Origin of the sequence: Nocardia sp. NPDC019219 (assembly GCF_040632645.1) — a bacterium.
GTDB lineage: Bacteria > Actinomycetota > Actinomycetes > Mycobacteriales > Mycobacteriaceae > Nocardia > Nocardia sputorum.
In genome coordinates this window covers 27,486-42,100 of sequence record NZ_JBEYCG010000017.1, presented here as the reverse complement: position 1 = coordinate 42,100, position 14,615 = coordinate 27,486, and the positions used below count along the sequence as shown (strand labels likewise).

Sequence of the window (14,615 nt, the reverse complement as noted above, 5' to 3'; positions counted from 1 at the left end):
AGTCGTTGATCGCGCCACCGCATATCGGTACGCTCAATGTGACAAATAGGACGATGAGGGAGCGCAGATGGCCTGGTTCGAGCGGGAATTCATCGCGGTCCCCGAGGACCGCAAGAACCAGCTGGTCTACAAGTGGCCGGATGTCAACATCCGCCGCTACAGCCGCGCGCTGGTCAACGCCGACCAGCTCGCCCTCTTCGTCAAATCCGGGCGCGTGGTGGCCGCGATGGGCCCGGGCCGCCACCGCATCGACGCCGACGAGCTGCCCGTGCTCGGCGCGCTCGTCGACACCCTCACCGGCGGCAACTACTACCGCGCCGAACTGTATTTCGTCTCCACGCGGGAGTTCCCGGGAATCCGTTTCGGCGGCCGGCTGGACGACATCCTCGACCCGGTCAGCGAGCAGGTGGTGACACTGCGCGTCTTCGGCGAATTCGCCCTGACCGTGCGCGACCCGGCCGAGCTGCTCACCGCGCTCGCGGGCACCGCCGATCTCACCGACCAGGACCGGGTGCAGAACTGGTGCGCCGACTTGCTGCTCAAATCCATGAAGATCGCGGTGACCCAAGGGGTCGCGCGCGGCGACTGGCCCGTGCTCGGGCTCTCGGCGCAGCTGCAGCCGATCGAGCACGCGGTGATGCGCCAGACCAACACCGCGCTCTACGAATACGGGCTGCGCATCCCGCGCATGGGCAACTTCGACATAAGCCTGGCGCCGGAGGACGCCGACCGGCTGAAACGACTGGCCAAGGACGTCAAGTACATCCGCCTCACCGGTGATTTCCAGCGCTACGCCGCCGGCGAGCTCGCACTCGGCGCGAGCCAGGGCTTCGCACGCGGCCACCACGGTATGGAAGGTGGATTCCTGGGAGCGGCATTGAGTCTGAACGCCATCGGCCATCAGGTCGGCCACTCCCCCGCGCCGCAACCACCCGCCGCGGCGCCGGAGACCGCCCAGACGACCTGCGCCGCCTGCCAGGCCGCTAATCCGGCGGGCGCCAAGTTCTGCATGAACTGCGGGGCGCGTCTCGCACCGCAGCCACGGCACTGCCCGAGCTGCGGCGCCCCGTCGACGCCCGCCGCCAAGTTCTGCGGCGACTGTGGAACGCCGATGCCCGGAGGCTGACGCCGAGCGCCTGCCTCCGGGCATCGTGCGGCCGGATCAGCCCGCGACCGTCGGCGCCAAGGCCGTCGATTCGCCGCCACTCACCATGCCGCGAACCTGCCGCGCCGCCACCGACAGCGCTGCGAGATCATGGGTCTCGGCGGCGAAGATCTGCGCCAGCGACGCGCCCGCGCGGGCCAGCCGCGACCGGTTGGTCGACTCCCAGTACGCGATCTTCTCGGCGGTGCTGTCCTGCGGCTCGCTCGCGGTCAGCACGTCGAGGGTCAGCGATCGCAGCGAATCGTAGAGGTCCTCGCGGACCGCGAGGCGCGCCAGTGCCCGCCACCGCCCGCCGCGCTCCAGCTTGCCGACCGCGGTCAGCAGCCGTTCGATCTGGAAGTGCTCGTTGAGCGCGTAGTACAGCACCGCGACCTCCGCGGCGTCGCGCTCGGCGATGTCGGCCAGGTCGATCACGTCCAGCAGCGGGAAGCGATGGATCAGCCCGAACGCCTCCTCGGCCAGCTCCCGCGGCGCGCCACGGGCGATCGAGCGCCGCGAACGCTCGGCGAGATCGTCGGTGAGGTAACCGGTCAGCCACGTGGGCACCTGACCGGACAGGGCGCGCACGCCGTCGCGGTACCTGGCGATGTCCGCGCCGATCGCGATCGGCTGCGGCCGGTTGGACAGCAGCCAGCGCGACGCCCGGTCCAAGGTGCGCTTGGTCTCCAGCTCCAGCTCGTTGCGCGCCGCCGTGGACATCGGCGTCTCCCGGATGCGCTGCCAGAGCGTGTGCAGATCGAAGATCTCCACCGCGGCCTTGTAGGCGCGCACCGCGTCGTCGGTGGTCGCCCCGGCCTCTTCCGCGAGCCGGAACGCGTAGGTGATCCCGCCGTAGTCCACCATCTCGTTGACCACGACGGTGGCCACGATCTCCCGCCGCAGCGGGTGCCTGCCGATCGCGGCGGCGAACCGCTCCCGCAGCGGGGCGGGGAAGTAGGCGGGCAGCACCGACGCGAACGCCGCGCTGTCGAGCAGATCGCCGGCCAGCAGGTCGGCCTTCAGCGAGAGCTTCACATGCGCCATGAGATTCGCCAGTTCGGGCGAGGTCAGCCCGGTCCCATCGGCGGCGCGGCGGGCCAGCTCCGCCTCGGTCGGCAGCGCCTCCAGTTCGCGGTCCAGACCGCGCCGCTGCTCGAGGTCGTTGATCAGCCTGGCGTGCACGCCCGACATGCCCGCCGCGTCGGCCCGCGACATCCCGAGCCGGAAGTTCTGCGAGATGTTGTCGCGCAGCACGAGATCGGAGACTTCGTCGGTCATCGAGGCCAGCAGCGGATTGCGCTCGGCGACGGGCAGCTCGCCGCTGGAGACGACGGCGTCGAGCAGGATCTTGATGTTGACCTCGTGGTCGGAGCAGTCCACGCCCGCCGAGTTGTCCAGCGCGTCGGTGTTCATGCGTCCGCCGTTGCGGCAGAACTCGATGCGGCCAAGCGCCGTCGCGCCCAGGTTGCCGCCCTCACCGATCACCTTGACCCGCAACTGGTCGGCGTTCACCCGGACCGAGTCGTTGGACTTGTCGCCCACGTCGGCGTTGGTTTCGGTGCTCGCCTTGACGTAGGTGCCGATACCGCCGTTCCACAGCAGATCGACCGGGGCCAGCAGGATGGCCTTGATCATCTCCGGCGGGGACAAGGTGGTCACGCTCGCGGGCAGGTCGAGTGCCGCGCGCACCTCCGGCGTCACCGGAATCGCTTTGGCGGAGCGGTCGTAGACGCCGCCGCCGGGGCTGATCAGCGAGGTGTCGTAATCCGCCCACGACGACCTGGGCAACGCGAACATCCGCTGCCGCTCCCGATAGGAACGCGCCGCATCCGGATCCGGGTCCAGGAAGATGTGGCGGTGGTCGAACGCGGCCACCAGGCGAATGTGCTCCGACAGCAGCATGCCGTTGCCGAACACGTCACCACTCATGTCACCGACGCCCACGACGGTGAAGTCTTGGCTCTGAGTGTCGATCTCCATCTCGCGGAAGTGCCGCTTCACACTCTCCCACGCGCCCTTGGCGGTGATGCCCATGGCTTTGTGGTCGTAGCCGGCCGAACCGCCGGAGGCGAAGGCGTCACCGAGCCAGAAGCCGTAGCTTTGCGCCACGTCGTTGGCGATGTCGGAGAACGTCGCGGTGCCCTTGTCGGCGGCCACGACCAGGTAGGTGTCGTCACCGTCCCGGCGCACCACCTGTGCGGGCGGAAGCACTTCGCCGGTAGCGCGGTCGACGTTGTCGGTGATGTCCAGCAGGCCGGAGATGAACGTGCGATAGCAAGCGACGCCTTCCGCGCCGAGCGCCTGCCGGTCCGCGGCCGGATCACCGGTGGGAGTCGGCGGTTGCTTGACCACGAAGCCGCCTTTGGCGCCCACCGGCACGATCACGGCGTTCTTCACCGCCTGCGCTTTGACCAAGCCCAAGATCTCGGTGCGGAAGTCCTCCAACCGGTCCGACCAGCGCAAGCCGCCACGCGCCACCGAACCGAAGCGCAGATGCACGCCTTCCACCCGCGGCGAGTACACGAAGATCTCGAATTGCGGCTTGGGCTTCGGCAACTCGGCGATGGCGTGCGGATTCAGCTTGACCGACAGGTAGTCCAGCCTGGCACCCGCCTCGTCACGCCGGTAGTAGTTCGTCCGCAAGGTCGCCTCGATCAGCCCGAACAGTGCGCGCAGGATGCGGTCGGTGTCCAGGCTGACCACCGCGTCGATCTCGCTCTGCACCCGCGCGGCGATCTCCGCTGCCCGGTCGGTGGCCTCCGTACCGACGCCGTCCGGGTCGAAGTACGCGGCGAACAGGTCGATGCACGACCGCGCGGTCGCCGGATGCGTGAGCAGCACACGGGTGATGTTTCCGAAGGTGTAGGCGAATCCGGCCTGTTGGAGATACTTCGCGTAGGCACGCAGCAAGGCCACCTCGCGCCAGTGCAGACCGGCGCGCAGCACCAGTTCGTTCAGGCCGTCGACTTCGGCGCGGCCGAACCACATCGCGGTCACCGCGTCCGGAAAGCGCCGCCGCGCACTGGTCTCCGGCAGCGACGTGGCGTCGACGGAGTGCGCCAGTTGCGCCGAGGGCTCGGCGGCCAGTGCTTCCCGCAGCGGCGCCGCGGTCACCCGGAGTCCGAAGTCGTAGATCCAGCGGTCCGGCCGGTCCGCCAGCACGATGCGGTAGGGCCGCTCGTCGACCACCTCCACGCCGAGGCTGTGCAGCACCGGAAGCACCCGGCTCAGCGAGACACCCTCGCCCGCCACGTACAGCGTGAAGCGCCATTCGGCGGAAGCGGAGTCGCCCTGGCGGTAGAGATCGGTGTCGATCGCGCCGTCGGCCAGCCGCTCGAGCCTGCGCAGATCGCTGAGCGCGTGCGCGGGCTCGTGCTCCTGCTGGTAGCTGGCCGGGAAGGCCGCGGCGTACTCGGTGACCAGCGCCTGCGGCACGTCGGACGCACCCGCGGCCTCGGCGACCAGGCGGTCGCCCCACGTCCACGTCGTCGCCAGCAGCAGCTCCTGGATCCGCTCGCGATTCTCCTCGGAGATGTCGGCGGCGTCGGCGCCCGGCTTGCGGTGCACGGTGAAGTACACGACGGCCAGCTCCGATTCGGTGGCGCGGGCCGAGTACGCGATCTGCTCGGCGTCGAACTGCTCGCGCAGGATCTCGCCCATGCGCACACGAACTTCGGTGGAGTAGCGGTCGCGCGGCATGTAGACCAGGCAGTAGATGGTGTCGCTGCGCGAATCGCGCCGGATGAACAGCCGCACCTGCCGCCGCAGCCCGAGATTCATGACGGCGGAGACGGTTTCGAACAGCCTGCGGGCGTCGGTGGAGAACAGCTCCACTCGCGGGAACGACTGCATCATCTCCAGCATGGCCTGCCCGGAGAACGAGTCGAGGCCGAAGCCCGCCCATTCGATGACCTGCAGCACGCGCCGGGAGATGACCGGGATGTCGAGGATGTTCTCGTGCAGGCCCGCGACGGTGAAGGTGCCGACGAAGACGTGCTCGCCCTTGACCATCTTGACGGTGTCGCCCCAGGCCGCCCGGCCGCTCGGGTCGCTCGCGCCGTAATCGGCCACGCTGATGAAATACAGGTCCCGCGATCCCGGCAGCAGCGAATCGACCGAGCCGTTGGCCATCCGCAGCACCGTGCGCTTCGCGCCCACCACGGGCACGCTGATGTCCGCGTCGGCGCCGTTGCCGAGGATGCCGAGCCCGGTGCCGGGCAGCTGCCACGGCTCGAAGTCGGCGTTCGCGCTGGGCGCGGAGCGGCGGAAGTGGTAGTAGCCGTAGCCGAGTGGGGTGAAGTGCCCGTCGGACAGCCAGCGCAACAGCCCGGCGGTTTGCGGGATCTCCGCGTCACCGGCCCACTGCGCGGCCTGATCGAGCTGATCGGCAACGGTATTGAGCACCTCGACCATGGTCGGTGTGTCGTCGGCCACGCGCCGCAGGTCGGCCAGCAGCGGCGGCAAGGCTTGTTCGATCCGGTCCACCAGTTCGTCGGACAGGCCCGCGCCCAGCTGCACGTGGATCCACGATTCGCGCAGCGTCCGCCCGTCGGCCTCCCCCGCAGGCTCGGCCACGCCGTCCCGGGGCGCGATGGACAGCACCCGTCCGTCGGCGTCCCGCGAGACGTCGAAGACCGGGTGCACGACTTCGGTGACCGTCGCGCCCAGGCGGCGCAGCGCCGCGGTCACCGAATCGACCAGCAACGGCATGTCGTCGTTGACGATCTGGATCGCGGCGCCGACCCCGGCGCTGTCGTCCGGCCGGTAGACCCTCGTGGTCGCCGAACCGGGCGCGCGGGTGGCCGCCAGCTCCAAGTGCTGCCGGAAGATCCGCTCGGCCCGGTCCGTGATCGCCGACGTCGAGGATCCCGGCTGGATCCACCGGAAATATGCCGCCTCCAGATCGGTCGGATCATCGCGGAACCGCTTCGGTGAAATCGTCTGCTGGGTGGTTGCCACCATCGATCCGTTGCCTTCCCGAGAACTGCGCTCGTACGTGTTTCGTACTTCAAATAACGTACCGCTGGATAACGGCACAATCAACAGTGTAACAATAATCTGCCAGGACGAACATGGGTTACGCCGTCCGGATCAGGGATTTTCCGGGGCTCAGTGGAACGACCGCGGTGACGTCAGCGGACCAGTCCTGCTCGCGACAAGAAGGTCTGGGCACCGGCTCGACCGGCGAAGGTGCCCGTCTCCAACCGCAGACCCGTCCGAGTGTCCGCGTACCAGACGGTTGCCGAGGGGCCGATCGCCGCGTAGACGGGACCGTCGACGAGGGCCGCTCCACCCGCGCCGCGCCATCGAGAGATGCTGTCGGCCAAGCGATCCTGCGCTAGCACCTCGACGTAGAAGGTCAGGTCGCGGCCGCCGGCGATATTGCCGAACAACATCGGGTCGGTGGCGGCGATGACGCACTTCTCCCGCTGCCCGCCCGAGTCGAGCGGTTGACAGATCGCCGAGGTGCGCAGCAGATCCGGCATGGCTCGCACCGGCGCCGTTCCCTGCACCGTCGACGGCAGGGACAGCGAACAGGAACGCACGCCCCAGACCGCGGCGAGGACCATCAGCAACGCGAGCACCCCGACGGCCTGCCACTGCCAGCGCGGATATGCCTTGTCCACGAATCTCTTCGCCTCGCCGCCCGCTTTCTCGGCGACTTCGGCGACCTGGGCGGGCAGCTTCTCCGCGACGGACTTCACCTTGTCCACGGCCGTGTGCAGCGGCGCTCCGCAGTGCGCGCAGCGCGCATCGGCGCCGGTGTTGCGGTGCGAGCAGTACTGGCAGACCAGTTCGGGCAGTGTGGACACCTCAGCGCCCCGTGATGACGATCGAGGAGATCGCGGTGGTGTTGATCGTCGAATCGCCCTTGGACTCCAGCACGGTCAGCACGATTTTCGAGGCGCTCACCGCGGGCTCGATCTTGGTCACCACCAGGGTCCGCTGGTCGAGGGTCGGCTGCGTGTAGACGGTCTTGGTGCTGTCGTCGAACATGTACGAAACCCGGCTGACCGTGCGGTATTTAGCCCACTGATCCGTGCCGTCCGCGCTGATGTGATCCCAGCCGGGCACGATGCCGATCGAATCGATCTGATAGGTCTTGCCCAGATCGATGGTGATGACCTGACCGTCGACCTTATAGGCCCGCACACACGACCACGCCTTGCCGGTCTGCCCGCCGAAGGCGTCCATCGCCGAGGTGCTGCCCGGCGGGCACTTCGAGTCCGCGGACTTCACCTGGATCATCGAACTCGCCGGTGGCGCGGGCGAAGTCGACGGCGCGGCGGAACTCGGCGGCGGCGTGACGACCAGCACCTGGCTGGCCGAGGTGTTCTCCTGGCCGCCCGTAGTGATCAGCAGCAGCACCAGCAGCACGGCGAGCACCGCGGCGACGATCAGCGCGACCCTGGGTTTGCGCAGCTGGACGAGCGCGTCCTTCGCCATCTGCTGCGCGGGGGCGAGCCGGGTGGCCGATGGCGTCGACGGACGCTCCGGCTCCGGTTCCGGCGTGGCCTCCGCGTTCGATCTCGCGGCGACCGATGAGTAGTCGTTCGCGAAATCCATCGCCGGGGTGGAATCCTGCGCCTGCCCGTTCAGCAGCGCCAGAATTCGTTCGCTGGCCTTCGGGCCGTCACCGGTGCGGCGCCGCGGCGCGGCCTCTCGCGGCTGCGAGTCGAAATCCGGCAAACCGACCGACGGGACGCTGATCGCCGCGCTGTCGACCGGTTCGGCGCCGCCGCCGAAATCCGCGGCGACGGTGGACGGCGTCGCGGAAGACCCGAGTGAAGGATCGGCGAGCAATGCGTCGAGGACCGCACCTCGATGACGGAGAAAGACATCTCCCGGGTCCTCGGCGGGCATGACCCGGATCGTATCCGGACCGAGTCACCCGCCGAGTCGTCGCTATTCCCGCTGGAGAGAACAGCCGACCGGGCGGATCAGCGCTTCTTCTCCTCGGTCACGAAGTACTCCGGCGGCACGTCGAACACCCGCGCCAGCGCGATCACCAGGTCCAAGCGCGGGATCGCGTCACCGTGGATCAGCCGGTACAAACCCGACTGCGACACCGGCACGTCCGGGTAGGCCAATTCCAGGTGCTGCGCCAGCGAGTAGAGCGTCAGCGACCGCGTCGATCCGTCCTCGGTCGAGACGACGGATTCCGCGATCAGCTCCGACAACCGGCTGGAGAAAATCGCCGCCGCGGCCTGTCTGGGAGTTAGCGCGTCCCCGGCGTCCGGATGAGGGAGATCGCCGCCATCGGAATGGGTGTCCGCTACCACGGTGATAGACATTAACCGACCGCTCCCATCAGCTCACGCGACGGCCACCGGGTTGCGGAGGTGCAACCACGGGTCCGGATGCCTGCGCGGGATGCGCGGGCGGACCGTCGACAGTATCGAAATATCGTGTTTCGCCTCTCGGCTCGATGAGGTCAACCCGCACCGTGCGCATCGGGATGCTCACGTCCACCGCGGTTGCGCTGACCTGGTTGATCGCGAGATCGACCGCACGCCTGCGCGGACCGCCGGGCTCGCTGATGGTGACCGTCGTGTGCGCCCTGGACGCACGTGGCGGCAGGTGGTCGAAGACCGCGATGGTGGCCGGGGGCTCCGCCTCCGCGTCGTGGCCGCCGGTGTGCCCGTCGCCCGGGTCGGCCAAGCGCATCGAGCGCGGGTCGCCGACCGCGGTCACCAGCTGGCGCCAGCTGTCCGGCCGCGCCGAGTGGATCTCCACGTCCGCGCCGACCACCATCGCCCGCAGAATGATCTGCTGGGCTACCGGCAGCATGGCGTGCACATCGATGGTGCGCCTGCGCGGGTTGTACCGGGCCGGGTCGAACAGCGGCAGCGCCAGGGTGTGGCGCGGCTGACCACTGATCGCACCGAGGATCTGCCCATTCGGGCCGATCGCGATGGCCAGGTCGGTGACGAGTTCGTCGGGTGCGATGTCGGCGCCGGACTCGAAGCCGCGCAGGGCGCGGACGGACGCGCCGGTGGGCAACGACGCCAGCAAGGCGGTGGACTGGTCGCCGCCCAGGAGTCGCAGATAGTCCGGCGGGTCGGTGGTGACCGCGGGGCCGATGAACCGGACGATGGCACGCGGACCCGCCATGTCGTCGGTCAGGCTCACCACGAGGGTGGTGCGGCCGCGGTTCCACGTCCAGCAGTCGTCCAGGCTCACCCCGCTCAGGCGGGTCCAGTCGATCAGGAAGCTGGTCACGCACCGTCCCGGCACCGACGACTCCAGATTGCTCCAGGTTTCCCGGAGGTCGGAGAGCTCGACGCCCGCGTGCAGCAGGCGCGTCGCGTCCTGCAGGGCGGCGGCGGGCAGCGCGTGCGCGGCGATCCCCCGCTCGCGCAGCCGCCCAGCGATGCGATGCGTGGCGCTGGCCAGCGCTTTGGGCGCGACCACCGCGCACGGCCCGCGTTTGCTGAGCGCCGCCAGATTGCGTTCTTGGTCGAGCCGCACCACCAACCAGGTCAGCCGGTCACCGACCACCGGGTGGGTACCGATCAGCTGGTCGTACAGCATGCTGTAGCTGCCGCTGGAGCGGACCCGTTGACCGGTGGTGACGATGTCGATGTCGACCGAGATGCCGAATTGGTCCAGCATCGGAAGCAGCGCGTCCACCGGGATGGTGTCCTCGGTGTAGAGGGTCCGCTCGGCGATGACGGTGGGCAGGTCAAGGTTGGGCGCGAGCTGGATCATCGCGATCAGCGTGTCGCCGGCCTCGTTGACGCCACAGACTCCCGCGGCGACCTGCACGTCCCGGATCCGCGCCGGCTGCGTGCGTTCGCGCGCCCGCGCGGTGCGGCCGGTGCGGTAGGCCACCCAGTCGAGCAGCCAGCGCATGCCGGTTCGTTCGTTCACCCGAACGGTCACCGTCACGACCAGGACCGTGACCACCACCGCGCTCACCCACCACGGGGTCTTTGCCGACAGGCCCGCCAGCAGCGGGCTGCCGACGACGACGAAGGCGGCGAACGGACCACGCTCGACGCCGGCGACCCGTACGCTCGGAAAGCTCACCGGCGCCTCCGCGTCCCGGAGTTGAGATGGCTTCCGGCGAGGCCGAGCAGCACGGCCGCGAGGATGACGACGGTCGCGGTGATCGCGGGCCGCAGATCCTTCGCGCGTGGCGGAGCGGGCATCGGCAGTTCCGAGGACCGGAACAGGCCCGCGGGTTGCTGCGGCGGTGTGCGGTAGCTGAGGGCGGCGAGCGGGTCGATCACGCCCGCGCCCACGATGTTGTCGATGCCGCGGGCCGGCGCGTGTGCGCTGGCCTGCAGGCGGGAAGCGATCTCGCGCGGGGTCTCGTTGGGGAACCGCGAACGCAACAAGGCGGCTACCCCGCTGACGTATGCCGCGGCGAAGGACGCGCCGCCGACGGGCACCAGTTTGTCCGGTTCGCCGACGCCGTTGATCAGGCCACCGCCGCCGGGGCCGAGCGATTCGATGCCGGTCCCCGGTGCGGCCACCGAAACCCAGGGGCCGGTGAGCGAATCCGGCATGGGAGCGCCGGTCGCGGTGGTGAATCCCACGGTGAGCACGTCGGGGCCGAACCAACCCGGCGTGGAGATGGTCTTCACGTCGCGCCAGTTGCGCGGGTCGCTCGGGCGCGCCGGATCGATGTCCGGATTCTGCGCGCAGTTGGCGGCTCCCCCCGCGTTCCCCGCCCCGGCCACGATGAGCGCACCGCGCACGTGGACGGCATGGCCGATGGCCGCCGACAGCATGGACTGGTCGACCTGTGCGTCCACCGGCATACAGGTCGGCAGCGACACGGTGATCACTCCGGCGCCCTGATTCGCGGCGCGCGTGATCGCCCGGGCCAGCGTCCTGATCTCGACGGCGATCCGCTGGCTGGGATCGGAACTCGGCCGTTCGGGACTGAACGCGCCGGAACGCGTGCGGATGGAGATGATCCGCGCGTCCGGCGCCACCCCGGTGAACCCGTCCGTGGCATCGGAGGCGGCGCCGATGATGCCCGCGACCAGCGTGCCGTGCGCATCGCAGTCCGACAGGCCGTCGCCGCCTGGCGCGAGGTAGTCGCCGCCGCCGACCAGGTTGGGCAGGCGCGACTGGGGCTGCACCCCCGTGTCGATGACGGCGACGGTCACTCCGGCGCCCCGGCTCAGCGCCCTGGCGCGGCGCAGATCCAGCGCCAGTTCCGGCGGCGGAGTGCGGCTGAGGTCGCTGTCGGGCAGGACACCTGCGGCCAGGCAGCCTTTCTGCTGCTTCATCGGCTCCTCGGGGCCCGGCGGGTCGTCCGCGGGCGGCGCGCCGACCACGACCTGGGGCGGTTCCAGCGCGACCGCCGGAGCGGCGGTCACTGCCAGCATCACCCCGGCCAGGACCGCCACAGCGGCACTGCCGACCTTCATCAGATCCCTCGCATCGCGGTGTAGACGCCCATGATCCAGAAGGCGATCACCGGAACCACCAGGATGAGCGCGTATTCCACCAGATCGATGACCCGGCGGGTGACCGGCGAGAGCCGCTTTCCCGGCAACCGGAACGCCGCGACACAAGCAGCGCAGGCCGCCGTCGCGACGACGAGTCCGACCACGAGGCGGGCGACCGGGGTCTCGTAGGCGCCGACCAAGCTGAAACCGACGCCGCACACGGTCACGGCGGACCCGGCGATCAGCGCGATCGCCTGGACCCGGTCCGGATGCCAGCGCGCGCGCATCGCCAGCAGGCCGCCGATCGCGGCGGCCATGACGATCTCGCGGATGCCGCCGGGGCTGGTCACGGCCGAGACCACCGCGGAGACCGCGAGCACCGTGGAGATCGCCGCGATCAGGCCGCGCAGACTGGTCACCGCCAGCCGGGCGCGGCTCTCGATACCGGCTTCGGCGGCATGGCGCTGCTGCTCGCCGACCGCGGTGTGCTCGTCCCCCTCGCGCACCGTCTCCGCGTCGAAGATGTCGGTCAGCGTCGTCGGTGAGACCTCGTTGCCGGGGTCCGGCAGATCGGGCGGCCGGATGCGCGCGATCACCACGGCCAACCGTGGCGCCATGGTCAGCAGCACGATTCCGACGAACACCGCGCCACCCGCGACCTGCTCGACGGACAGATCCGCGTAGGTCAGCGGCAAGGCCGCCGCGGTCAGCGTCGCGCCGAGCACCGTCACCGCCATCAGCGTGGCGATGCCCACGCCGCTCACCCGCATCATGGTGGCTGCGGCCACCGCCGCCACCACGGCCCCGGCCGCCAGATTGGCGGCCGCGAACGGGCCCGGCTGACCGTAGGCCGGTGGCACCAGCATCGCGCCGCCCGCGAACAACAGCGGCGTCGCCGACAACGACAAACCCAGGGTGACCATGGCCGGCGCGTTGCGGCGGCGGGCCAGTGCGGCCCCCGCCCAGCACAGCCCGCCGAGCAGCAGGGCGGGCAGCCCGCACCACAGGGCCGAACCGGTCATGGTCCACGACCAAGCCAGCATCGCGGCCACCGCCGAGGCCCCGATGCCCAGCACGGTCAGCCCGACGATCGCGGCGGTGTTCGCGTCGAACTCGGCGAACTCGCGCTCGTTGATCAAGGCGAGCGCGTCGGTGATGTCCTCGACCACCGGCGTGAACACCTCCGCCGACTCGACGACCGACAGCATCAGTATCGTGCCGTCGGTGACGTCGTGGTCGGCGAGGCTGCGCCAGCGCGGAATCGGCAGCTCACCCGGACGGGCCAGGCTCCACTGTCCTTGCGGCGGCGTGAAATCGACGCTCTCGTCATCGATCGCCGAGGCCAGCACGACCAGCAGATCATCGATGAACGTCTCGATGGTGAACTTGGTCGGCACCACCACGTCGACCTGATAGGTGGAGACCATCACGGCGATCCGAGCCCGGGCGACCTCCGCCGACGGCTGCGTCCCGGCAGGCGCGGGCGCGACGGCAGTACTCATCGCCACCCTCCGCGGTCACCGGAGTTGTCGGCGCCGCTGGAGAGGTATCCAGGGAATCCATCGGCCAGCCAAGCGGCCAGCTCTTCGAACGCGAGCACCGTCTCCTTCTCCAACAACCGCAGGTCGATCTCGCCGCCTTCGGCCAGATGCGCGTCATAGGGCAGCACGCAGGTGGGGCGCTGCGCGGTCTCGAACAGCTTCTCGATCGCGTCCACGTCGACGGTCGGCTTCAGCGGCTGGTGATGGACGATGCCGACGATCGACTTCGCGATCAGGTGTTGCAGACCGTGCGAACTCAACCAGTTCAAGGTGGCCACCGCGCCGGTCACGCCGCCGACGGTCGCCGGGGTGACGACCACGACGGCGTCGCTGGTCTGCAGTACCGTCGCCGTCGCCGAATCCAGCACACCGGTCCCGCAGTCGACCACCAGCAGATTGAAGTGCTTGCGCAGCACCTCCACGGCGATGCTGTACTCGCGGCCCGACAGCGCCTCGGTGGCCTCGGTGCTCCACGGCGACGCGATCACGGCGAGGTCGGAGGAGTTGATCGAGGTGAACGACTGCACCGCGGAGAACGCGTCGAGATTCTGCGCCTGCGCCAGATCGCGCAGGGTCAGGCCGTACGGGTGCCTGCAGGTGCGGGTGGAGAGGTCGCCGAAGTCCGGATTGGCGTCGATCGCGACCACCCGGTCCGGGCGCAGGCCCGCGAAGGTCGAGCCGAGCGCCGCCACGGTGGTGGTGCGGCCGACGCCGCCCTTCACGCTGATCACCGCGATCTGATACGTCGTGGTGAGCTGGCGCCGGATGCGCGCTTTGCGGTCCTCGGCGCGCTGTTCCGCAGGCGATAGCCCGAGATTGAAGCCGACCTTGTTGAGCGCGCCGCGCATACCGGAGCTGGAGCGCAGCTGCGCGCGTTTCGCGGCGGAGATGTCGGCGAGCAGTTCGATCGAGCTGAGCGCGGCGGGCAGCACCTCGATGCGCGGCGTCGGCTCGTAGGCGGAGTGATCGACGCGCTCGGGGACCCAGGGCGTGGCCGATCCAGAAGACCACTGCTGATTCGCGGATGTCGGGTCGGTGCGCGCGATGGCCTGGGACGGCGTAGCGGCGGCATGGTCGGCACGGTACTGCTCGGCGGACTGCTGCTGTGCCGAATGCTGTTGCGCTGATTGCTGCGCAGCCGCGGGTGGGGCGGCCGAATAGCCCGGCGAGGGGGCGCTCGGCGGCGGCGGAGCGACGTTGGTCTGCATCGGTGGCGTGTTCGCCTGTGGTGTCGGCGCATTCGCCTGCCGAGGTGGCGGGCCCGCGGCGGCAGGAGGTGTCACCGCCTGCGGGGAGCGGGAATCGGGTTCTCCCGCGGACGGCCGCGGCTCGCGCGGCGCGCCGACCGGTGGTTCGACGTGGGTGAACTTGTCGGCGTCCTGGTTCTTCTCGGCGGCGGGGCCCGGTGCGACAGCCGCGTCGGTCAGCTCGTTCGTCGGTGCGAAGTACGCGTCGTAACCGCCGCGAGCGCGCGCGGACTCGGCCTCATGACCGTTTCTGCTCGGTGCTCGGTTCATTTCC

General features: G+C 69.7%; 9 protein-coding genes. 1 reads left to right on the top strand and 8 read right to left on the bottom strand.

Annotated features, from left to right (window positions below):
- Positions 1-67 precede the first annotated feature (67 nt).
- A complete protein-coding gene (locus ABZ552_RS26790; RefSeq protein ID WP_281874979.1) occupies positions 68-1,126 on the top strand; it encodes an SPFH domain-containing protein in 1,059 nt (352 codons plus the stop codon).
- 36 nt (positions 1,127-1,162) lie between these two features.
- Here the strand turns inward: ABZ552_RS26790 and ABZ552_RS26785 are convergent, their stop codons facing one another.
- The 8 genes from ABZ552_RS26785 to ABZ552_RS26750 form a co-directional block, all read right to left on the bottom strand.
- Positions 1,163-6,106 (bottom strand): NAD-glutamate dehydrogenase, encoded by a 4,944-nt coding sequence (locus ABZ552_RS26785; RefSeq protein WP_281916879.1) that lies wholly within the window; start codon positions 6,104-6,106, stop codon positions 1,163-1,165.
- Positions 6,107-6,276: 170 nt separating this feature from the next.
- Complete coding sequence (locus tag ABZ552_RS26780) at positions 6,277-6,957, bottom strand: hypothetical protein (protein WP_281874981.1); 681 nt, start codon at positions 6,955-6,957, stop codon at positions 6,277-6,279.
- 1 nt (position 6,958) lies between these two features.
- Positions 6,959-8,008, bottom strand: coding sequence for a hypothetical protein (locus ABZ552_RS26775; protein ID WP_281874983.1), 1,050 nt, complete (start codon positions 8,006-8,008; stop codon positions 6,959-6,961).
- Positions 8,009-8,085: 77 nt separating this feature from the next.
- On the bottom strand, positions 8,086-8,439 hold the full coding sequence (locus ABZ552_RS26770) for a helix-turn-helix transcriptional regulator (protein ID WP_063024976.1): 354 nt from the start codon (positions 8,437-8,439) through the stop codon (positions 8,086-8,088).
- A gap of 16 nt (positions 8,440-8,455) precedes the next feature.
- A complete protein-coding gene (gene eccE, locus ABZ552_RS26765) occupies positions 8,456-10,177 on the bottom strand; it encodes a type VII secretion protein EccE (RefSeq protein ID WP_281916877.1) in 1,722 nt (573 codons plus the stop codon).
- Positions 10,174-11,532 carry a type VII secretion-associated serine protease mycosin gene (gene mycP / locus ABZ552_RS26760; protein ID WP_281874985.1) on the bottom strand — a complete coding sequence of 453 codons (1,359 nt, stop codon included), beginning with the start codon at positions 11,530-11,532 and terminating at the stop codon, positions 10,174-10,176. The genes eccE and mycP overlap by 4 nt, the downstream gene beginning before the upstream one ends.
- Positions 11,532-13,055: a type VII secretion integral membrane protein EccD gene (eccD, locus tag ABZ552_RS26755; protein ID WP_281874986.1), complete on the bottom strand. Its 1,524-nt coding sequence runs from the start codon at positions 13,053-13,055 to the stop codon at positions 11,532-11,534. The genes mycP and eccD overlap by 1 nt, the downstream gene beginning before the upstream one ends.
- Positions 13,052-14,611: a MinD/ParA family protein gene (locus tag ABZ552_RS26750; protein WP_281874987.1), complete on the bottom strand. Its 1,560-nt coding sequence runs from the start codon at positions 14,609-14,611 to the stop codon at positions 13,052-13,054. Before ABZ552_RS26750 ends, eccD begins: the two co-directional genes overlap by 4 nt.
- Positions 14,612-14,615 lie beyond the last annotated feature (4 nt).